Origin of the sequence: Pseudomonas sp. NFX224, assembly GCF_048565165.1 — a bacterium.
Taxonomy (GTDB): Bacteria; Pseudomonadota; Gammaproteobacteria; order Pseudomonadales; family Pseudomonadaceae; genus Aquipseudomonas.
The window spans coordinates 2,509,377-2,530,573 of the sequence record NZ_CP183416.1 but is presented as its reverse complement, the minus strand read 5'-3'; the positions used below and the strand labels follow the sequence as shown (position 1 = coordinate 2,530,573).

13 protein-coding genes and 3 pseudogenes are annotated in these 21,197 nt (G+C 60.3%); 5 read left to right on the top strand and 11 right to left on the bottom strand.

What is annotated here, in order from left to right:
* Nucleotides 1–3 precede the first annotated feature (3 nt).
* From ACNYC6_RS11300 to ACNYC6_RS11290, 3 genes are read right to left on the bottom strand one after another with little or no spacing between them, the layout of a single operon-like run.
* Nucleotides 4–264 (bottom strand): phosphopantetheine-binding protein, encoded by a 261-nt coding sequence (locus ACNYC6_RS11300; RefSeq protein ID WP_338584348.1) that lies wholly within the window; start codon nucleotides 262–264, stop codon nucleotides 4–6.
* Nucleotides 245–1,054 carry a lysophospholipid acyltransferase family protein gene (locus tag ACNYC6_RS11295; protein ID WP_419712365.1) on the bottom strand — a complete coding sequence of 270 codons (810 nt, stop codon included), beginning with the start codon at nucleotides 1,052–1,054 and terminating at the stop codon, nucleotides 245–247. Before ACNYC6_RS11295 ends, ACNYC6_RS11300 begins: the two co-directional genes overlap by 20 nt.
* Nucleotides 1,030–1,755 carry a beta-ketoacyl synthase chain length factor gene (locus tag ACNYC6_RS11290; protein WP_419712364.1) on the bottom strand — a complete coding sequence of 242 codons (726 nt, stop codon included), beginning with the start codon at nucleotides 1,753–1,755 and terminating at the stop codon, nucleotides 1,030–1,032. Before ACNYC6_RS11290 ends, ACNYC6_RS11295 begins: the two co-directional genes overlap by 25 nt.
* 355 nt (nucleotides 1,756–2,110) lie before the next feature.
* Here ACNYC6_RS11290 and ACNYC6_RS11285 point away from each other — a divergent pair, with 355 nt between their 5' ends.
* Complete coding sequence (locus ACNYC6_RS11285; RefSeq protein ID WP_419712363.1) at nucleotides 2,111–2,881, top strand: ParA family protein; 771 nt, start codon at nucleotides 2,111–2,113, stop codon at nucleotides 2,879–2,881.
* Between the two features lie 64 nt (nucleotides 2,882–2,945).
* Here the strand turns inward: ACNYC6_RS11285 and trxC are convergent, their stop codons facing one another.
* From trxC to ACNYC6_RS11255, 6 genes and pseudogenes are all read right to left on the bottom strand, one after another.
* The gene (trxC, locus tag ACNYC6_RS11280; RefSeq protein ID WP_030129872.1) at nucleotides 2,946–3,380 is read right to left on the bottom strand and encodes a thioredoxin TrxC; all 435 of its coding nucleotides are present in this window, start codon (nucleotides 3,378–3,380) and stop codon (nucleotides 2,946–2,948) included.
* Between the two features lie 74 nt (nucleotides 3,381–3,454).
* Complete coding sequence (gene selO / locus ACNYC6_RS11275; protein ID WP_419712362.1) at nucleotides 3,455–4,918, bottom strand: protein adenylyltransferase SelO; 1,464 nt, start codon at nucleotides 4,916–4,918, stop codon at nucleotides 3,455–3,457.
* Nucleotides 4,919–4,966: 48 nt separating this feature from the next.
* Nucleotides 4,967–8,320, bottom strand: coding sequence for a mechanosensitive channel MscK (gene mscK / locus ACNYC6_RS11270; protein WP_419712361.1), 3,354 nt, complete (start codon nucleotides 8,318–8,320; stop codon nucleotides 4,967–4,969).
* A 34-nt stretch (nucleotides 8,321–8,354) separates the two neighbouring features.
* The gene (locus ACNYC6_RS11265) at nucleotides 8,355–10,097 is read right to left on the bottom strand and encodes a potassium/proton antiporter (RefSeq protein WP_419712360.1); all 1,743 of its coding nucleotides are present in this window, start codon (nucleotides 10,095–10,097) and stop codon (nucleotides 8,355–8,357) included.
* Between the two features lie 229 nt (nucleotides 10,098–10,326).
* Nucleotides 10,327–10,926: pseudogene (locus tag ACNYC6_RS11260) on the bottom strand (methyl-accepting chemotaxis protein); the annotation flags it as partial.
* Between the two features lie 303 nt (nucleotides 10,927–11,229).
* Nucleotides 11,230–11,886: pseudogene (locus tag ACNYC6_RS11255) on the bottom strand (MCP four helix bundle domain-containing protein); the annotation flags it as partial.
* 341 nt (nucleotides 11,887–12,227) lie between these two features.
* On the opposite strand from ACNYC6_RS11255, the gene ACNYC6_RS11250 reads away from it, so the two are divergent.
* The 4 genes and pseudogenes from ACNYC6_RS11250 (at nucleotide 12,228) to ACNYC6_RS11235 (ending at nucleotide 14,792) form a co-directional block, all read left to right on the top strand.
* A complete protein-coding gene (locus tag ACNYC6_RS11250) occupies nucleotides 12,228–12,458 on the top strand; it encodes a hypothetical protein (RefSeq protein WP_008149645.1) in 231 nt (76 codons plus the stop codon).
* A complete protein-coding gene (locus tag ACNYC6_RS11245) occupies nucleotides 12,455–12,754 on the top strand; it encodes a cell division protein ZapA (protein ID WP_338584357.1) in 300 nt (99 codons plus the stop codon). The genes ACNYC6_RS11250 and ACNYC6_RS11245 overlap by 4 nt, the downstream gene beginning before the upstream one ends.
* Nucleotides 12,755–12,854: 100 nt before the next feature.
* A pseudogene (locus tag ACNYC6_RS11240) lies at nucleotides 12,855–13,880 on the top strand (cache domain-containing protein); the annotation flags it as partial.
* 66 nt (nucleotides 13,881–13,946) lie between these two features.
* Nucleotides 13,947–14,792, top strand: a complete 846-nt coding sequence (locus ACNYC6_RS11235; RefSeq protein ID WP_419712947.1) for a methyl-accepting chemotaxis protein — start codon at nucleotides 13,947–13,949, stop codon at nucleotides 14,790–14,792.
* A 158-nt stretch (nucleotides 14,793–14,950) separates the two neighbouring features.
* Here the strand turns inward: ACNYC6_RS11235 and ACNYC6_RS11230 are convergent, their stop codons facing one another.
* Together ACNYC6_RS11230 and putA are read right to left on the bottom strand one after the other, a co-directional pair.
* Nucleotides 14,951–16,753: an acyl-CoA dehydrogenase gene (locus ACNYC6_RS11230; RefSeq protein WP_419712359.1), complete on the bottom strand. Its 1,803-nt coding sequence runs from the start codon at nucleotides 16,751–16,753 to the stop codon at nucleotides 14,951–14,953.
* Nucleotides 16,754–16,898: 145 nt separating this feature from the next.
* Nucleotides 16,899–20,849: a trifunctional transcriptional regulator/proline dehydrogenase/L-glutamate gamma-semialdehyde dehydrogenase gene (putA, locus tag ACNYC6_RS11225; protein WP_419712358.1), complete on the bottom strand. Its 3,951-nt coding sequence runs from the start codon at nucleotides 20,847–20,849 to the stop codon at nucleotides 16,899–16,901.
* Between the last annotated feature and the right edge of the window lie 348 nt (nucleotides 20,850–21,197).

Below are 21,197 nucleotides of genomic sequence, written 5' to 3'. Positions count from 1 at the left end.
GTCTCAAGCTGCCTGTTTTGCAGTGACGAACGCCGCAAGGCTCGCCACGTTGCTGAAGTGGTTACGGGTGTCCTTCGCGTCGGCATCGATTTTGATGCCGTACTTTTTCTGGATGGCCAGGCCGAGCTCCAGGGCGTCCACCGAGTCCAGGCCCAGGCCTTCGCCAAACAGCGTCTGGTCGTTGCCGATGTCTTCGGCGCTGATGTCTTCGAGGCCGAGGGCTTCGATGATCAGGTCTTTGATTTCACGGTGCAGATCGCTCATCTTCGGCGAGCTCCTTGATAAAGTAAGAATGCAGATAATCGTTGAGCTTGCGCGAGGCCTGAGGGGCAGGGCCCAGCGCGGCGAAGGCTTGTGGGTCTATATCGGCCCCGACGCGGAAACTGAAGTGCACGCGACGTTTGGGGATCCGGTACCAGGGCTCGGCCTTGGTCAATGTGGTCGGATTGACCTTGATCACCACGGGGGTGAGGATTTTCGCACCCCGCACGGCAATTGCCGCTCCCCCCCGATGAAAGGCCGGCGCCTGGCCCGGTTGGGTGCGGGTACCCTCGGGAAAGATGATCAGGGTTTGACCCTCTTTCAGTGCGTCGGCGGCGGCATCGAGCATGTCCATGCTGCCGTCGTTGCTGATGTATTCGGTGCGCCGCAGCGGGCCGCGGGTGAAGGGGTTTTCCCAGAGGCTTTGCTTGACCACGCAATTGGCGTGGCGCACCAGCCCGATCAGGAATACCACGTCGATCAGCGACGGGTGATTGGCGATGATCATCTGCCCCGGGCGCCCGAGTTTCTCTGCGCCCTGAATGTCATAAGTGAGCACGCCGGCGCGGGCCATGAACTGCACGAAAAACCAGAAGCAGCGGCTGACCGTCTGCTGCGCGCGCAGCCGGTGAGTCCGGGCATCGCCCGGCAGGCAGGCGAGGAGGGGGAAAACAACCACGCGCAGGCACAACCCGCCCAGCCCGAACAGGGCGAAGCTTGCGGCGGTGGCCAGCAGGCGCCAGTGATAGGCGTCGCGGTTCTTTTCGGTCATGGATTGCGTTGCCAGGTCCATACACGATTTTTCCAGGCATGTTGGCAGGTGATTTGCTGACCCAACAGCGCGCTCAACAGATTCAGGGCGTGGGGCCAACGGGGTTTGGACAACGCATCCGTGGGGCTGTTCAGAGACAGCTGCCAGTCATTGCCGGGCGTGATCAGCAGGCCGACGGCGTAGGGGAACGGCACGTCATCGATCCACGTCGAGTAAGCCTCGGGTGGTTGTTCTTCGGTCACTACCAGCAATACGGCTGGCGCGCCTTCATTGAGCAGGGCCGCCGCCTCCAGCATGCCGTGTTCGAGGCCGTCCCCAGCGGCGGCGAGGGCGGTCATTTCGCTGGTTTCGCCGCGCATGATCGACCACAGGCCGATAATCGCGTTGTGCACCGACAGGCTGAACTGCGTCGGCGACAGCGGCTGTTCGGCAGCCAGATCACTGAGAATGTCGAAGGTGCGCGGCGTTTCGCCATGCCGGGAAACAAAGACCAGCGGCAGGTCCTGGCGGCCTTCGGCCAGGGGCCAGCCGACACAGAACGCCATCCGCGCCAGTCGGCTTAGGCGCCGGCGCTGCATCGCAGGCAGGAACGATACGTCAGGAACGGCATCGCTGACCGGCAGCACGACCGGTTGTCGACTCCAGGCCTGCCAATCGTCCACGCTTTCGAGCCCCGGGGCCCACGCGCGCCATTGGGCGATGTTGAAATTGATCACTGACATTCATCCCGCCCCTGCGGGCTTCGTTGATGCGGTGAGTGGCGCAAAATGCACGGCACACCTGCGTGGCGCTGGGCGCCGAGTGGTGCGCATTATCCCGGTGCCGGGAACGTGTAGCAAATGCTGGTTACATTTTGCTCAATGAGATGTACCGGTTAGTTCGCAAAAAACTGAACGTTTGGCAATTATTCACGTTTTCATCACCCCGTCTGTCGGTTCTGGCTGCGATTGAACGGGATGTTTGCCGGATTTTTGGCAAGAGATGACGACTGACCGTGTAGTCCCATGCCTGCGAGGTAGCGAAGCAACGCTGTGGACCACTACACTCGGTCATTCTTTGATACACGGAGGTTTAGACATGCGGCGCGTGGTGTTCAATCAGAAAGGTGGCGTGGGCAAATCCAGCATTGCCTGCAATTTGGCGGCAGTCAGCGCCAGCGAGGGTTATCGCACCTTGTTGGTGGATCTCGATGCTCAGGCCAACTCCACTCAATACCTGACGGGGCTCACCGGCAACGACATACCGATGGGCATTGCCGATTTCTTCAAGCAGACCCTGTCTTCCGGGCCGTTCTCCAAGAAGAATCAGGTCGACATCTACGAAACCCCGTTCGACAACCTTCACGTCGTGACCGCTACCGCTGAGTTGGCGGATCTGCAGCCAAAACTTGAGGCCAAGCACAAGATCAACAAGCTGCGTAAATTGCTTGAAGAATTGAGCGAAGACTATGACCGGATTTATCTCGATACGCCGCCTGCGCTGAATTTTTATGCGGTTTCAGCGTTGATTGCCGCCGATCGTGTGCTGATTCCCTTCGATTGCGACAGTTTCTCGCGTCAGGCGCTGTACGGCCTGCTGGCAGAAATTGAAGAATTGAAGGAAGACCATAACGAAGGGTTGGAAGTGGAAGGCATCGTCGTCAACCAGTTTCAGGCCCGTGCCAGCCTGCCCCAGCAAATCCTCGACGAACTGATCGCCGAAGGCCTGCCGGTGTTGCCGGTGTACCTCGCAAGTTCGGTGCGCATGCGTGAATCACACCAGGCCAACACGCCTTTGATCCACCTCGACCCACGGCACAAGCTGACGCGGCAATTCGTCGAACTGCACAACCTGCTGGAAAATGCCTGACCTGCCAGGTACACCAAACCACTGTAAGAGCGAGCAAGCTCGCTCTTACAGGATTTGTATGGCTTCAGATGCCTTGGCTACGCAACCAGCTCATCAATTGCGGTAACGGGAAGGCACCGCTCTGGCGTGCGACTTCCCGGCCGTTCTTGAACAGGATCAGGCTTGGAATCGAGCGAATCCCCAGCTGTGCCGACAGCTGCTGATTCGCTTCACTGTCCAGCTTGGCCAATCGGCATTTGCCCGCCAGTTGCCCCGCCGCCTGCTCAAACACCGGCGCAAACGACTTGCACGGCCCACACCAATCCGCCCACACGTCCACCAGCAACGGCAGGTCGCCCTTGATCTGGCTGGCGTAGTCGCCCTGTTTCAGCTCGAAAGGCTTGTTCAGCAGGACTTCGGCCTTGCAGCGACCGCATTTGGGATGGTCGTTGAGACGCTCGGCGGGGATGCGGTTGAGGCCGTTGCAGTGAGGGCAAGGGATTAGGAGTGGGTCGGTCATGACGAGTGGTCCGGTTAGAAGCGAGTAGTCCTTATTTGGTGATACTCGCTCACATTTTCAATGACATGCTGTCTTCACGAAGAACAACTGATCTCCAGATGCTTGCCCCATTCCGGTGGTCGCTCGGCGTAGCTTTCCATCCCCGGTTGTTCCTCGAAGGGGTTGCTCAGCACGGCATGCAGGCGACGCACTTCTGAGTAGTCGCCACTCTCCGCCGCATCGATCGCCTTTTGCGCCAGATAATTTCGCAGGATGTACAGCGGATTGACCGCGTGCATTCGCTTGCGGCGCTGTTCCTGGTTTAGCTCGCCTTCGCGGGCAACCCGGTCGATGTAAAGCTCGCCCCAGGCATCGAAGCCCTTGAGGTCGACGAAGTCATCGCGCAAACGAGCGATTGCGGCTTGCGGTGACTCTTCGCCCAGTCGACGGAAGAATAGGCTGTAATCGACGCCGCTGTTCTGCATCAATTGCAGCAGTTGTTCCAGCAGTTTCTGGTCGTTTTCTTCAGCGGTGGTCAGACCGAGGCGGCGGCGCATCAGGTCCAGGTAATGGGCCTGGAACAGCGGCAAATACAGGCCAAGGGTTTCGCGCAACGCTTCGACGCTGATGAATGGCGTCAGGGCTTGGGCGAGGGCGCTGAGGTTCCACTGGCCGATCGGCACCTGGTTGCTGAAGGAGTAGCGGCCCTGATCATCCGAGTGATTGCAGATGAAGTTGGCGTCGAAGTCGTCGAGGAAGGCGAACGGGCCGAAGTCGAAGGTGATGCCGAGGATCGACATGTTGTCGGTGTTCATCACGCCGTGGCAGAAACCGTAGGCCTGCCATTTGGCGATCAGCTCGGCGTTGCGCTCGACGATTTCGCGGAACATCGCCAGATACGGTTCCGGTTGCTCCAGGCATTCCGGGAAATGCATGGCCAGCACGTGATCGCCGAGTTCTTTCTGCTTCTCGGGGCGCTTGGTGTAGTAGAAATATTCGAAATGCCCGAAGCGCACATGGCTCGGCGCAAGGCGCAGGACCATGGCGGCGCGTTCCTGTTTCTCGCGCCACACCGGGGTGTCGGAGCCGATCACGCACAACGCCCGCGTGGTCGGGATGTTCAGGGCGTGCAAGGCTTCGGAGGCAAGGAATTCGCGGATCGATGAACGCAGTACCGCACGGCCATCGCCCATGCGTGAAAACGGCGTCTGGCCGGCACCTTTGAGGTGCAGGTCCCAATGTTCGCCAGCCTCGTTGTACACCTCGCCCAGCAACAGGCCACGCCCGTCGCCCAGTTGCGGGTTATACGAACCGAACTGATGCCCGGAATAGACCATCGCCCGCGGAACCGCGTCGGCCCAGAGCTTGTGGCCGCTGAACAGCTCGGCGAACTCCGGGGTTTCGGCCGCGGCCGGGTCGAGGTCCAGCAGCGCCATGGCGGCAGGGCTGGCGACTACGAGGCGCGGATTGTCGATCGGTTCGGGCAGCACATGGGCGGAAAACGTATCGCCCAGGCGGTCGAAGCGATTATCGAAGGTCAGTTCGTCGAGGGCTTTCAAGGGCCGGCTCCAGCAGAATGTCCGAGCATTCTGCTGGGGAAAGGCCGGTTAGTCGAGTTTGGCGGCAGGTGGCATTTGCGGTGGTTGTTTGCCATCCGTCAGCGGCACGATGGTTTTCGCTTCCGGTTCGATCGGCACCATCTTGTATTCCTGGCCTTGCAGGTTCTTAAGGTAAACCTCCATTTGCCGGAACGAGATGTTGATGTGCTGCTTCTTGAACTCGCGGTTGATGAAGCGGTTGACCTCATCGAGTACCGGGTTGCGGTCACCCAGGTCGCGTACGTGCATGCGCAACTCGTGATCGAGGGTGCTTTCGCCGAAGTTCAGGAAGTACACGTGGGGTTCCGGATCTTTCAGTACACGCGGGTTATCGCGCGCAGCCTTCAGCAGAAGCTCTTTCACCAGATCCAGGTCCGAGCCGTAATCGACGCCAAGCTTGAGGGTCACCCGGGTGATGGTGTCGGTCAGCGACCAGTTGATCAATTGTCCGGTAATGAACGTCTTGTTCGGGACGATGATGTCCTTGCGGTCGAAGTCGGTGATGGTCGTGGCGCGGATGCGGATCTTGCTCACGGTACCCGACAGGTTGCCGATGGTGATGGTGTCGCCGATCCGCACCGGACGCTCGAACAGAATCATGATGCCGGAGATGAAGTTGGCGAAGATCTCCTGCATGCCGAAACCGAGGCCGACCGACAGCGCGGCCACTAGCCATTGCAACTTGTCCCAACTTACGCCGAGGGTCGACAACGTCGAGACGAAACCGACACCGGCAATCACGTAGGACAGCAACGTGGTGGTGGCGTAGGCGCTGCCCTGGGCCAGGTTCAACTTCGATAGCACGAACACTTCGAGCAGACCGGGCAGGTTGCGCGCCAGGGCGAAGGTGATACCGATGATGATCAGCGCGCCAAGCATGTCGCCAATGCTGATCGGCACCATGCTCATGTTGGCGCCGGTGCCGCTGGTGTATTCGTAGAGGGTGATGTTGTCCAGGTACGAGAACACGGTGATCAGGTCGGCCCAGACCCAGTACAGTAACGCCATGAAGCCACCGAGCAGTGCCAGACGAATCAGGCGCAGGGACTGTTCGTTGACCTTTTCGATGTCCATGGTCGGCTCTTCGATCACCGCTTCGCCATCGCCGGCCTCTTTCGCCGCCTGACGTTTGGCCAGGGCCCGCTGGTAGGCCAGGCGCCGTGCCGCCACGCTCAGGCCACGCACGAACGTGGCTTCGATCACCAGCCAGAACATCAGCAAGTACAGCGTGTTAATCAACCGGTCGCTGAGTTTCAGCGCGGTGTAGTAGTAGCCGAAGCACACGGCCACGAACAACGCGACCGGCAGGGCGGTGAACATGATGGCCATGAACTTGCGGAACAGCGGCGTGCTGTCGTGGGTCGGGCTGCTGATCAGCAGGCGGCCGAGCAGCCAGGTCATCATGGCGTAGCAGGTCAGTACCACCGGCATGCCGAGCACGTCGTCGGCCAGTGTTGCCGGTTGCAGTTCGGCAACCGCAACCACCGCGACCAGCGCCATGACCACGATGCCGAGGCGACGGATCCAGCCTCGGAGGAATTCGACCTGAGGCTTTTCCCAACGGAAATGCAGTTCGGCCACGCCACCCGGCGCCAGAATCCGGTACGCGGTGTAGAACACCAGCCAGGCCTGGGCCATTTGCAGCAGGGCCGCGCCCATGTTCGCGTTTTGCCCGCGGGCATCGATTTGCAGGGCGAGGCCGCACAAGGCCAGGCCCAGCGCCACCGGCATCGCCAGCAGGATGTTGATCAGAATCGCCTGCGGCGTGTGCCACTGGCTGTCGCGCTTGAAGTGGCCGATGTCCTGGTGAACCTTGTTCAAACGGGCATACAGACTCTTGCGACGCCACAACAGCGCCCCTATCAGCAACGCCAGCGGCAGGAACAGCAGTGGCCGCTGGGTCAGGCCGTCGGTCAGTTCGCTGAGGCTGGAAGCCCAAGGCAGTGTCGTGACCTGACGTTCCAGGCGATCCGGCACGGCGCGAATCCATTCCAGGTCCAGCGGCTTGTTGCTGGGAATCCAGAACATCTGCTCGTCCAGCGTCGCCCGCAGGTTTTGCGCGGTGCTGAGCAGTTGTTTCTGGTTCAGTTGCAGGGTGATGGACTCGTTGAGCACCGCGCTCAACTCACGGTTCAGACGCTCCAGCAGGTCGGCGCGGGTGGTCGCCAGTTCCAGCAAGCTCTTGCGTAGCTGCGGTGTGACCTGTTCGGGCGGCTGGGTCGACAGCAAGTTGTCGACATAAGTGGCCGGGTTGCTGAGCAACTCCCGTTGCTGACTGACTTCGAACTGATACAGGCGAATGTCAGCGATCTGGTCGGCCAGGTCGCGGTCGACCTTGAGACGCGGCAACGCCAGTTTCTGTTTATAGAGAATCTTCGAGAGCAGCAGGCTGCCCTTGAGCACGTTGATCTGTTCGTCCAGCGCGGAATCGCTTTGCGTCACGCTGTCCAGCTGTTGCTTGGTCTGCAGGTTCTGCTGGGTAACTTCGTTGAGGCGGTCAGTGCTTTTGAGCAAGTAGTCCGAGAGCTTCAGGTTGGCCGCGCTTTCGGTAGCCAACAGGCTGCTGCCACCGGCCTTTTGCGCTTCGATGGATTGCTGCGTCACCGTCTCCTGGGACTGGGCCAGGCGCTTCTGATTGATCAGGCTTTGCAAGTCCTGGATTTCCTGGTCCAGGCGGTCGGATCGCTCCGACAACAGGTCATGTTGGCTGTTGCCCAGGTCTTGCAACTGGGTATTGCCGGCCAGTTCCTGTCGACGCAGCGGGATCAGGGCGTTGAGGGCCGCCAGTTCGGCGTTGAGCTGGTCGCGCTGCTCGGCGCTCAAGGTCTTGCCCGCGTCTTTACCGGTCTTGAGGATGTTGTTGATTTGCTGGATGCGCGTCTGGCTGGCGGAAATCTCGGCCTGGGCGCGCTCGGGACGAGTCTGGGCGGTGATGATCAGGCTGTTGGCGTCGGCCAGGGCCTTTTGCAGGTCGCTCTGCTGGGTCGAGCGCTCGGTGAGCATTTGCTCGAGCTGCTGAATCGACTCCTTGGTAAAACGTTGCGCCACCGGCACCACGGCACTGGCCTTGAGACGCGTCAGCTCACGCTGGTTCTCGACGGTCTGCTTGGGCGCCGTGGCCAGTTGCGCCTTGAGGTCGCTGAGTTTCTGCTCGTAATCACGTCGGTTGTTGAGCTGCGTCAGCGTGCCTTGCAGAACGGACTGCAAAGCCTTTTGATCCGCCTCCGGCAGCTTGCGGTCGGCGATCTTGTCCAGACTGGTCTGCACGGATTCGCGGGTGGGCGGTTCGGCGGCTTGTAGCGTGCCGACGGAGAGGCTCAGGCCCAGCAGGGCCATGATAAAAAAGGTGCGCAGGCTTGACATAAAGACCGATCAAATACGAGGCGAAGAATGGAGTTTAGAGGAACAAGCCCGGACCCGGGCGACTTCCTTCGGGGAATCTGACGCCCACTTTGCCGATCTTGTTCCCTTCCATGACCGCGACGGTCCAGATGGTGTTGTTCCATTCCACCTGGTCACCGACCACAGGCGCACCGCCGACTTTCTGGGCAATAAAGTGCCCCAGGGACATCTCCGGATCGATGCCTTCGACCTTCAACCCGTACAGGGCAGCAACCGCAGCCAGCTGGGCGTCTCCTTCGAGTACGAAGTCGCCGAAGAAGCGCAAATCGAGGCCTCGTTGCGGCGCCTGGCTGAACAGTTTTCCGAGGGCCGCAAGGTTGTGTTCATGGCCGATAACACACAGCAAATCATCGACTTCCAGCACCGTACTACCCGACGGATGGAGCAGTTGCTGGCCACGAAACAGGGCCGCGATGCGGGTGCCTTCGGGCATTTTCAGTTCGCGAAGGGGTGATCCGATGCACCATTTCTCGGCACCGAGGCGATAAACGAACAGCTCCCACTCGCTGGTGACGTGCACTTCCAGGGCCGAACGAGAAATCGGCGCCGGCTCGGGCGGCACTGTCACCTTCAACAGCTTGGCAACCCACGGCAGGCTTGTGCCTTGCACCAGCAGCGACACCAGCACGATAAAGAAGGCGAGGTTGAAGTACAGCTGGGCGTTGGGCAGGCCAGCCATCAGTGGGAACACCGCCAGAATGATCGGGACCGCGCCGCGCAGGCCAACCCAGGAAATGAATGCCTTCTCGCGGCCATGGAACGCCTTGAACGGCAGCAGGCCAACCAGCACCGACAGCGGCCGGGCAAACAGAATCATCCACAGTGCCAGAGCCAGTGCCGGCAAGGCGATCGGCAGCAGGTCGTGAGGCGTCACCAGCAGCCCCAGCACCAGGAACATGCCGATCTGCGCCAGCCAGGCCATGCCATCGAGCATGTGCAAGATACCGTGCCGGCTGCGCACCGGACGGTTGCCGATCACCAGGCCGCACAGATACACCGCGAGGAAGCCGCTGCCGTGCAAGGCATTGGTCAGGGCAAATACAACCAGACCGCCGGCGATGACCAGGATCGGATACAGGCCGGTGGCGAGGTTGATCCGGTTGACCAGTTGCAGCATCAGCCAGCCCCCGCCCAGGCCGATGACGCCACCGATGCCGAACTCGCGCAGCAGGTGGGTCAGCAGGCTCCAGTGCAGGCCAGTCTGGCCGCTGGCGAGCATGTCGATCAGGGTCACGGTGAGGAACACCGCCATCGGGTCGTTGCTGCCGGATTCGATTTCAAGGCTGGCGGTCACCCGCTCGTTCAGGCCTTTGCCGCCCAACAATGAGAACACCGCCGCGGCGTCGGTTGAGCCGACGATGGCGCCGATCAGCAGGCCTTGAATCAGGTTCAGGTCGAACAGCCAGGCCGCAGCCATGCCGGTCAGCCCGGTGGTGATCAACACGCCGACCGTGGCCAGCGACAGCGCCGGCCATAGCGCCACGCGGAAACTCGATACTCGCGTGCGCAAACCGCCGTCGAGCAGGATCACCGCCAACGCGAGGTTGCCGACCAGGTAGGCCGTTGGGTAGTTATCAAAAAGAAGACCGGCGCCATCGACACCCGCCGCCATGCCGACAGCCAGGATGATCACCAGAATCGGGATGCCGAGGCGGGACGAAAGTGAGCTCACCAGAATGCTCGCACCTACCAGCAACGCGCCGATCAAGAACAGGCTGTTGATGGTCGTCGCATTCAAAGGCAGTACTCCAGAAAGCTGAAAGGCGGGCACAAACTGACCATGCAGTCTGCGTGCCAGCGATTCTAACCTGTTGAAATGTGATGCTGTCAAAAAGCTTTTGCGTCGTCACCGAACCCTTGTAGGAGCGAGCTTGCTCGCGATGGACGTCAACGATGACGCGTGCTGTCTGATTCAGCGCGCCGTCATTGAATTCATCGCGAGCAAGCTCGTTCCTACAAGAGGGGGGTTACAGGCTAAACCGCCCAACCATCGTGTTCAGATCCACCGCCAATCGCGACAACTCATTGCTTGCCGCGCTGGTCTGGTTGGCGCCGGTGGCTGATTGCACCGACAGATCACGAATGTTCACCAGATTGCGATCCACTTCACGGGCCACTTGCGCCTGCTCTTCGGCGGCGCTGGCGATCACTAGGTTGCGCTCGTTGATTTCGACGATGGCGCTGTTGATGGTGTCCAGCGACATTCCAGCGCCGCGGGCGATGTTCAGGGTCGACTCGGCGCGCTCGGTACTGTTGCGCATCGAATCCACAGCGTGTTCGGTACCGCTCTGGATGCTGCCGATCATGCGTTCGATTTCGCTGGTCGATTGTTGGGTGCGATGGGCCAGCGCTCGCACTTCGTCGGCAACCACGGCAAATCCACGCCCGGCCTCACCGGCACGTGCTGCTTCGATCGCGGCGTTCAAGGCCAGCAGGTTGGTCTGGTCGGCCAGACCGCGAATCACATCCAGCACCTTGCCGATGTCACGGGATTCATTTGCCAGGTCACCAATCAACGTCGCGGTGCTCTGTACATCGGCGCTCATGCGTTCGATGGCGCTGACGGTTTCCTGTACCAGATCACGACCGTCACCGGCGGATGTGGTGGCGTTTTTCGAAGCTTCGGAGGTGCTGACCGCATTACGTGCGACTTCTTCCACAGCGCTGGTCATTTCGTTGACCGCCGTGGCGGCCTGTTCGATCTCGTTGTTCTGCTGGGTCAGGCCACGGGCGCTTTCGTCGGTGACACTGTTGAGTTCTTCGGCGGCGGACGCCAGCTGAGTGGCCGAACCGGAAATCCGTTGCAGGGTGTCGCGCAGCTTGTCCTGCATTTTCGACATCGCCAGCAGCAAGCGACCGGCCTCGTCTTCACCGTCGACGGTGATCGGGCGCGTCAGGTTGCCTTCCGCGATTTGTTCGGCAGCGTTCAACGCATTGGCGATTGGCTTGGTGATGCTGTTGGTCAGTAACCAGGCGAACAAAATGGTCAGGCCGGTCGCGATGACGAGCAGGGTCACCACTAGGTTGAACGCCGAGTCGTATTGGTCGGCGGCTTGCTGGTTGGTGTCGAGAGTCTGCTGGGTGTTGATCTCAAGCAGCTTGTTCAGCACGGTATTGACCGCTTCGGAGTTGCTCAGCAAATCAGCATTGAGCAGGCTACGCAGCTCATCGACCTGATTGTTGCGCGACAGGGTTTTCATCCGGTCTTCGATCTGACGGTATTGCGCCAGCAACTGCACGTATTGATCGTAGGTGGCGCGTTCTTGCGGGCTGCTGATCAGCTTTTCGTACGTCGCTTGGGCGGCGCGGATCTGCTGATTGCGCATCTCCAGCAATTCCATGGTTTTTTGCTGAACATCCGGCTCACGGTTGACCAGCAAACGGTAGGACAGCACGCGCAGGCGCAGGGTCAGTTGGGTGAACTCGTCGAGGCTCTTGATGCTCGGTACGCTGCTGACGGTGATGTCCTCGGCAGCGTCGCGGATCTTGCTCATCTGGTTCAAGGCAAACACGCCCAAAAGCATCATCAAACCGCCAATCAGGGCAAAACCGAGGAACGCTCGCGGTGCGATATTCATATTACGAAGGGACATGGTGTTTACCGAAAAGGGCGCACCAGAGCGGTGGCGAGGCTGACGTATGAATGACTTATCGGTCATGTGACTAAAGTCTTGAGTCCCTGCGCAGTTTTGCCGCACAAATGCCATGGCGACGAAGTGCAGGAACCAGATGGGCCAATCACAGTCTCTACAGTTCGCGAGAGCGGTCACTCGTCAGGAAAATCAAGGCCTTGCGCCCGTATAACCCTGGCATCCGCGGTGACTTTTCTTTATCGTACGCGCCCTTTGAAAATGCCTGGAAAATCAAAATGTTGGAAGCATCCCTAAGCCAATTGGAACAGCTGGTCAGCGACCTGGTACAACAGAACCAGACCCTGCTCGGCACCAACCAGACCCTGAGCGCCGAACTGGCTCAGGCCAAGGATGAAAACGAAAGCCTGCAACTGAGCCTGATGGAGCAGGAAGAGAAGCAAGGCGCCACCGCCGCACGCATCCAGGCCCTGGTTGAGCGTGTCAGCGCTGGCCCAGTCAGCGCATGAGTTACGGCCCGGGTGTGAAAGTCGTCTCGATCCTGGGGGAGGACTATTCGATCAAGGCTCCGGCCGGGGAAGAGCAGACCCTGCTGGACGCGGCCATGATGTTGAAGGCTGCCCTGGCCGACACCAAAAGAAAGTACCCGACGCTGATCGGTGACCGACTGCTGGTTCTGGCCGCGATGAATCTGTGCTCCCAGCAGATTGAAATGCAAAAGCAGCACAAGCTCGAACTCGACCGTTACCAAGAGCAAGTCAGCGCCACGGTTGAAGTGATCTCCAAGACGATCAATCAGGCCTGATCGGCTTTGCGCACAACCAAAGAATAGATTGTCGGTTGCGTTGTATACAATCGGCACGGCTGTTGCAGTGTTTCAGCCTCTTATTCTTTGGGGGTGCTCCATGCAGTTCTGGCGACGCAGTATTCAATGGCAGTTGATCCTGAGTATGGGCACCGCCCTGCTCGTCAGTATCCTGATCGTGGTTGGCATATATACCCTCGTGGTCAACCGCCTCGCCCAGAGCTATTTGGTCGAGCAAGCCTTGCCGTCGAGCATCGAAGCGATGCGCAACGACATCGAACGCATCCTTGTTCAACCGCTCACTGCCGCCAAGGACATCGCCAGCAACAGCATGGTGCGTGACTGGCTGGCCACCGGCGAAGACAGTGCGCAGACCAATACCTTCGCCACCTATCTGGAAGGCATCCGCGCCGAACACAAAGCCTTTACTGCGCTGATTATCGGCACCGCGTCAAACCACTACATTAGCGAAAAAGGCCTGGATCGCACCCTCAGTCGCGCGAACCCAAAAGACGCCTGGTTCTACTCGTTTCTCGACAGTAATCAGCCGCGCACTCTCAATATCGACAATGACACCGCCACGGGAGAATTGGCGCTTTTCATCGACATCAAGGTCGAGCAAGCCGGTAAGGTCGTGGGCGTCGCTGGCTTGGGGCTGAGCGTGAAAGAGCTGTCCGAGCTGATTCACAACTTCAGCTTCGGGGAGCGTGGCAAGGTCTATCTCGTGCGTTCCGACGGTTTGATCCAGGTCCATCCCGAAGCGCAATTCAGCGGTAAACGCACCCTGACCGAGCAGATTGGTGCCGCGGCGGCACAAGCAGTGATGAGTCAAAAAGCTGCCGCCACCAGCGGCTTCCAGCGCGACGGCGAAGACTTCTTCGCGTTGAGCCTGCCATTGCGCGATCTCGGCTGGACCCTGGTGGCCGAAGTGCCACAGTCGCAGATCTACGCCGAAGCTCGTCGTGCCATGTGGATGAGCAGCGGTATCGGCCTGGCGGTGGCATTGGTGTGCCTGTTGCTGGTGGTGTTGCTGGCCCGTGGGCTGGTGCGACCGATTCGTCAGGTAACAGCGGCGCTGGTAGCCATCGGTAGCGGTGGGGGAGATTTGACCCATCGACTGGATTCCAGCCGCGCCGATGAGCTGGGTGATCTGGCGCGTGGGTTCAATCGCTTCCTTGAAAGCCAGCGCGAGATGATCGGCGAAGTGCTGACCACCAGCGAACGCTTGCGCACCGCTGTGGGTCAAGTGGCGCGGGTGGTGGACAACACCGCCGAACGCTCCGGTCGTCAGCAGGAAATGACCGACATGGTCGCCACGGCCGTCCACGAGATGGGCCTGACCGTTCAGGAAATTGCGCAGAACGCCGGCAACGCGGCCGTCGCGTCGCAAACTGCTCGCGATGAGGCAATGCAGGCGCGAGAAGTGGTCGGCGGTTCGATCCGGCATATCGAAAGCATGTCCGATGAAATCGGTGTTGCCGCCAGTGCGGTGGGTGAACTGGCCCACCAGGTGGCGTCCATCGATCAGGTGCTGGCGGTGATTCGCGGGATTTCCGAGCAGACCAACTTGCTGGCGCTCAATGCGGCCATCGAAGCCGCGCGGGCGGGGGACATGGGGCGTGGGTTCGCGGTGGTTGCCGACGAAGTGCGGACCCTGGCGCGGCGTACGCAATCGTCTACCGATGAGATTCAGCAGATGATTGGCAGTCTCAAGCAAGGCGCGGAGAACGCGGTTTCATCGATGCATAGCGGTCAAGCCGCGACGGGCACAGGTGTCGAATCGAGCCAGCGAACCGGAGCCTCGTTGACCGCGATTACCGGACAGGTCGAGCGCATCAGTGACATGAACCATCAGGTGGCGACGGCGACGGAAGAGCAGTCGGCGGTGACCGAAGAGATCAACCGTAATGTGCAGGGGATTTCCGATCTGGCCCGCGCCACCGCAGGCGAGGTAAGAGCCTGCCGTGAAGACTGTCAGACGTTGCGGCGGTTGGCGGATGATCTGGCGCGGCAGATGGGCGGGTTCAAGCTGGGCTGAGAGACAACTTTGTGGCGAGGGAGCTTGCTCCCGCTCGGCTGCGAAGCAGTCGCAAGTACAGGCAACACGGTGCATCACATACACCTCAATTGCCGGATTTGGGAGCACTCCGCACTCCAGCGGGAGCGAGCTCCCTCGCCACAAATATTTGCTGGTCGTCAGAACCACTCATCCTGCATGCCCAGACAAACATCATCCCGAGCCTCAAGAATCGCCAGCTCATGATGACAACCCGGCACTTCCCACGTCAGGAAGTAGCGCGCCGCCTGCAACTTGCCTTTATAGAAACTCGCATCCACCGCATTACCCTTGGCCAACCCTTCTTCGGCGCGAATTGCCTGTTCCAGCCAGCGCCAGCCGATCACCGTGTGACCGAACACTTTCAGGTACAACGCGGAATTCGCCAGGCTGCTGTTGACCTTGCCCTGCGCCAGATCACTCAGCAGGCCGATGGTCACGGTTTGCAGGCGTGCCACCAGTCTTTCCAGTGGTTCGCGCAATGGTGTCAGCGAATCAAACGCCTGGGCGCGCTCGGCGGTGTCGGCGATCAGGCGGATCAGTTGCTTGAGCCCGGCACCGCTGTTTTGCGCCAGTTTGCGGCCCAACAGGTCCAGCGACTGAATCCCGTGGGTGCCTTCATGAATCGGGTTCAGGCGGTTGTCGCGGTAGTACTGCTCCACCGGATATTCGCGGGTGTAACCGTGGCCACCGAGAATCTGGATCGCCAGTTCGTTGGCCTTCAGGCAGAACTCTGATGGCCAGGATTTTACGATCGGCGTCAGCAGGTCCAGCAGTTCATGGGCCTGTTTGCGTTCGGTTTCGGTCTCCAGGGTTGTGGTGTCATCGAACAGCCGCGCCGCGTAGAGGCCGAGGTCGAACGAACCTTCGACGTAAGCCTTTTGCGTCAGCAGCATGCGTTTGACGTCGGCGTGGTTAATGATCGGCACCGGCGCGGTGTTCGGGTCCTTGCTGTCCGGCACGCGGCCCTGCGGACGTTCGCGGGCGTATTCCAGCGAATACAGATAGCCGGCGTAACCCAGCATTACCGCGCCCATGCCGACGCCGATCCGCGCCTCGTTCATCATCTGGAACATGTAGCTCAAGCCCTGGTGCGGCTTGCCCACCAGATAGCCGACGCATTCGCCGTTATCGCCGAAGTTCAGCGCGGTGGACGTGGTACCGCGCCAGCCCATCTTGTGGAACAGGCCCGCCAGCAGCACGTCATTGCGCTTGCCGAGGCTGCCGTCATCGTTGACCAGAAACTTGGGCACGATGAACAGTGAAATGCCCTTCACCCCGGCCGGCGCGTCCGGCAGTTTGGCCAGCACCATGTGCACGATGTTTTCCGACAGCGGGTGATCGCCACCGGAGATGAAGATCTTGTTGCCCTTGAGGCGATAAGTGCCGTCGGACGCAGGTTCCGCGCGGGTACGAATATCCGACAGCGAGGAGCCCGCGTGCGGTTCGGTCAGGGCCATGGTGCCGAAGAAGCGCCCGTCGATCATCGGTTGCAGGAAGCGGCGCTTCTGCTCGTCGGTGCCGAAGCTTTCGATCAGGTTGGCCGCGCCCATGGTCAGGAACGGATAAGACGTCGACGCGGCGTTGGCCGACTGGAAGTGTGCGAAGCAGGCTTGGGAGAGCAGTGTAGGAAGCTGCATGCCTCCCGCCTCGAAACTGCGCGCGGCGTTGAGGAAGCCGGCTTCAAGGAAGGCATCCACCGCCGGTTTCACTTCCGGAATCAGAATCGCCTGACCATTCTCGTAGCGCGGCTCGTTCTCGTCGCCCTTGCGGTTGTGCGGGGCGAAGAACTTCTCGGCGATGCTGCGGGCGGTGCCAATGGCCGCATCGAAGGTTTCGCGGTTGTGTTCGGCAAAACGCTCACGCTGGGTCAGGCCCTCGGCATCGAGGACTTCATACAGCTCGAAAGCCAGATTGCGGGAACTGAGCAACGTCTCGGACATGGCGGCCTACCTTTTATTGGAGTGGACCGAGTCTAGGCGTGCGAATAGAGGCTGAACAGGATGATTGATCCTGGTGATGGAGAAGCAAAAGATCTTGCGTCTAACAAACCAGGCACCCATTGCGGGAGCCTGGCTTTACAACTATTTAGCCGATAGTCATCAAGCTCGCATTACCACCCGCCGCAGCGGTGTTAACGCTCAACGCACGCTCGATCACCAGACGTTCCAGCGCAATGTTGGATTCACCTTGCGACAGACCCTGCACGCCAACGATGGCGCCGGCACGCTTGGCAACCTGTTGGCAAACCGCGCGCAACTGGTCGGAATGGCCGTGATGCAGAACCGCATCAAACACCAGTTCGTCCTTGTTCCAGTCGGAAACCAGCTTGATGCGTGCCTGAATATCCTTCGGCAGGCGTGCGAACAGCGCCTTGCTCAGCTCAGCTTCCGGCCAAACCGCTGAACCACCGACAGCCAGTACCGCCGCCAGTTGCGTCAGCAGGTCGCCTTCGACTTCCGCCAGGCACAGCACGTGTTCACGCGGCAGGATCGCATAGCTGTTGCGTTCGCCGGTCGGGCCGGCCAGCAGGCGGGTGATACCGCTTTGCGATTGCGCGGCGAACTGTACGCACAGGGTGCTCAGGTCGGCGAATTTGTTGCTGTCGGCCCAGGCCTTCAGGGCAGTCAGCGGCTTGCTCATGGCGTCGCGCAGACGAACGTCCGGTGCTGCGGCAGCATCACCGCGAGCGAAGGATTGTTCGATCGCATCGGCAGGACGCGTCGACAGCAAGCGGTACAGGTACAGCGGGCCACCAGCTTTCGGGCCGGTACCCGACAAACCTTCGCCGCCGAACGGCTGCACGCCGACCACGGCACCGACGATGTTGCGGTTGACGTAGACGTTACCGGCGTTGACGTTGTCGATCACCTTGGCGATGGTTTCGTCGATGCGGGTGTGCACGCCCAGCGTCAGGCCGTAGCCGGAAGCGTTGATCTGAGCGATCAGTTGATCGATGTCCTTGCGCTTGTAGCGAACCACGTGCAGCACCGGGCCAAAGATTTCACGCTGCAGTTCGTCGAAGCTTTCCAGTTCGATCAGCGTCGGCATCACGAAGGTGCCGCGTTTGACTTCCTCGGCATCGGCGATGGCCACCTGGTACACGCTGCGACCTTTGTCGCGCATGGCCTGGATGTGCTTCTCGATACCCGCCTTGGCTTCGGCGTCGATCACCGGGCCGATGTCCACAGACAGGCGCTCAGGGTTGCCGAGACGGCTTTCAGCCATCGCGCCTTTGAGCATTTCGATGACGCGGTCGGCGGAATCTTCCTGCAAGCACAATACGCGCAGGGCCGAGCAACGTTGGCCGGCGCTGTCGAACGCCGAGGAAACTACGTCGATCACCACTTGTTCGGTCAGTGCCGACGAGTCGACGATCATTGCGTTCTGGCCACCGGTTTCGGCGATCAGCGGGATTGGACGACCCTGGTTGTCCAGGCGACCGGCAATGTTGCGTTGCAGCAGGCGAGCGACTTCGGTGGAACCGGTGAACATCACGCCTTTGACGCGATCATCGCCGACCAGGCCGGCACCAACGGTTTCGCCACGGCCCGGCAGCAATTGCAAAACGCCTTCTGGAATACCGGCTTCGAGCAGCAGGCGCACGGCTTGAGCCGCGACCAGCGGCGTCTGTTCAGCAGGCTTGGCCAATACCGGGTTACCGGCGGCCAATGCAGCAGCGACTTGACCACTGAAGATCGCCAGCGGGAAGTTCCACGGGCTGATGCACACCACTGGACCCAGCGGACGGTGAGCGTCGTTGGTGAAATCGTTGCGTGCCTGCACCGCGTAATAACGCAGGAAGTCCACGGCTTCACGCACTTCGGCGATAGCGTTGGCGAAGGTCTTGCCGGCTTCGCGAGCCAGCAGGCCCATCAGCGGCTGGATTTCGGCTTCCATCAAGTCGGCGGCGCGTTCCAGGATCGCGGCGCGCTCGGCGGGCGGGGTGGCCTGCCAGATCGGTGCGGCGTTGAGGGCGCACTGGATGGCGTTGTCGACGTCTTCGACGGTGGCTTCTTGTACATGGCCGACCACATCACGCAAGTCGGACGGGTTCAAGACCGGTGCCGGCGCTTCGGTGCTGGAAGCGCAACCGAGCATCGGCGCGGCTTTCCAGTGAGTGTGCGCGGTGGCCAGCAAGGCGCAGGACAGCGACGCCAGGCGGTGTTCGTTGGCCATGTCGATGCCGCTGGAGTTGGCACGCTCGGAACCATACAGATCACGCGGCAGCGGAATGCGTGGGTGCGGCAGGCCGAAGCCACCTTCCACGGTTGCCATCTGCTCAATGCTGGCTACCGGATCGGCCACCAGTTCCTGGATGGAAATCGACTGGTCGGCGATACGGTTGACGAACGAGGTGTTCGCGCCGTTTTCCAGCAGGCGACGCACCAGGTACGCCAGCAGGGTTTCGTGGGTGCCAACCGGAGCGTACACGCGGCACGGACGGTTCAGCTTGCCTTCGGAAACTTTGCCTACAACTTGTTCGTACAGCGGTTCGCCCATGCCGTGCAGGCACTGGAACTCGTACTGGCCCGGGTAATAGTTCTGACCGGCGATGTGATAAATGGCCGACAGTGTGTGGGCGTTGTGCGTGGCAAACTGCGGGTAAATGACTTCCGGCACCGACAGCAGTTTGCGTGCGCAAGCGATGTAGGAAACGTCGGTGTACACCTTGCGGGTGTAGACCGGGTAGCCTTCCAGGCCTTCGACCTGGGCGCGCTTGATTTCGCTGTCCCAGTACGCGCCTTTTACCAGGCGGATCATCAAGCGATGACGGCTGCGGCGAGCCAGGTCGATCACGTAGTCGATTACGTACGGGCAGCGCTTCTGGTAAGCCTGGATCACAAAACCGATGCCGTTCCAGCCAGTCAGCTGTGGCTCGAAGCACAGGCGCTCGAGCAGATCCAGCGACAACTCGAGGCGGTCGGCTTCTTCGGCGTCGATGTTCAAGCCGATGTCGTATTGCTTGGCCAGCAAGGTCAGCGACAGCAGGCGCGGGTACAGCTCATCCATCACGCGCTCGTACTGCGCACGGCTGTAACGCGGGTGCAGTGCAGACAGCTTGATGGAAATACCCGGGCCTTCATAAATCCCACGGCCGTGGGACGCTTTGCCGATCGAGTGGATGGCTTGTTCGTACGAGGCCAGGTACTTCTGGGCGTCGTGCTCGGTCAGTGCGGCTTCGCCGAGCATGTCATAGGAGTAGCGGAAGCCCTTGGTTTCGAACTTGCTCGCATTGGCCAGGGCTTCCGCGATGGTTTCGCCGGTGACGAACTGCTCGCCCATCAGGCGCATGGCCATGTCGACGCCCTTGCGGATCATCGGCTCGCCGCTCTTGCCGATGATGCGGCTCAGGGACGAGGTCAAACCTGCTTCGTTGTGCGTGGACACCAGCTTGCCAGTCAGCAGCAGCCCCCAAGTCGCGGCGTTGACGAACAGCGACGGGCTGTTGCCCAGGTGCGGGTGCCAGTTGCCGGTGCTGATCTTGTCGCGGATCAGGGCGTCGCGGGTGCCTTTGTCCGGGATACGCAGTAGCGCTTCGGCCAGGCACATCAGCGCCACGCCTTCCTGGGAAGACAGGGAGAATTCCTGCAGCAGGCCCTGAACGATGCCGGCACGGCCGCCAGCGCTCTTCTGGTTGCGCAGTTTTTCCGCGATGGACGCGGCGAGTTTATTGGTGGCTTCGGCCATCGGTGCCGGCAGGCGCGCCTGTTCGATCAGCATCGGAACGACTTCAGGTTCCGGGCGACGGTAAGCGGCGGTGATCGACGCGCGCAGTACCGATTGCGGCAGGATGCTTTCGGCGAATTCGAGGAAGCACTGGTGGGCGTGATCCAGAGGCGCATCGACGGCATCGTCGGAATCCTTGGTCAAACCGCTCAGCTCGGTCAGGGTTGCACCACCCTCGAGTTTTTCCAGGTAATTGAAAATTGCCTGCTTGATCAGCCAGTGCGGCGTACGATCAATCGAGGTCGCGGCGGCCTTGAGGCGTTCGCGGGTCGGGTCGTCAAGTTTGACGCCAAGGGTGGTGGTAGCCATGTTTTTATCCTCATGTTTGCCACGACCGCGTGGCATCAGCTGGCCGCAAGATTAGCCGTGCGACTGTTGAGGTGCAACCGGGTGCAACCCTTTTTTTGTCGGAATAATACGCAGCTCGTCAGGAAATAAATTCTGGTACGAAAGTACGGCGTCTACTTGGTGTCTTTTAGTTTGGTAGCTGCCGGTTCTTGCTCCGAAAAGGAGCAAAAAACGGTCTTCAAATTATTTTTCCGACTGGGTGCAACTTATTCCCGAGAAATGGGTTGCACCTTATTTGCTTTGTTGAATAGCATTCGCGCCCAAGGTGCAACCAGATCAAGAGTCCGGTGTACCGGCTGATGGCTTTCC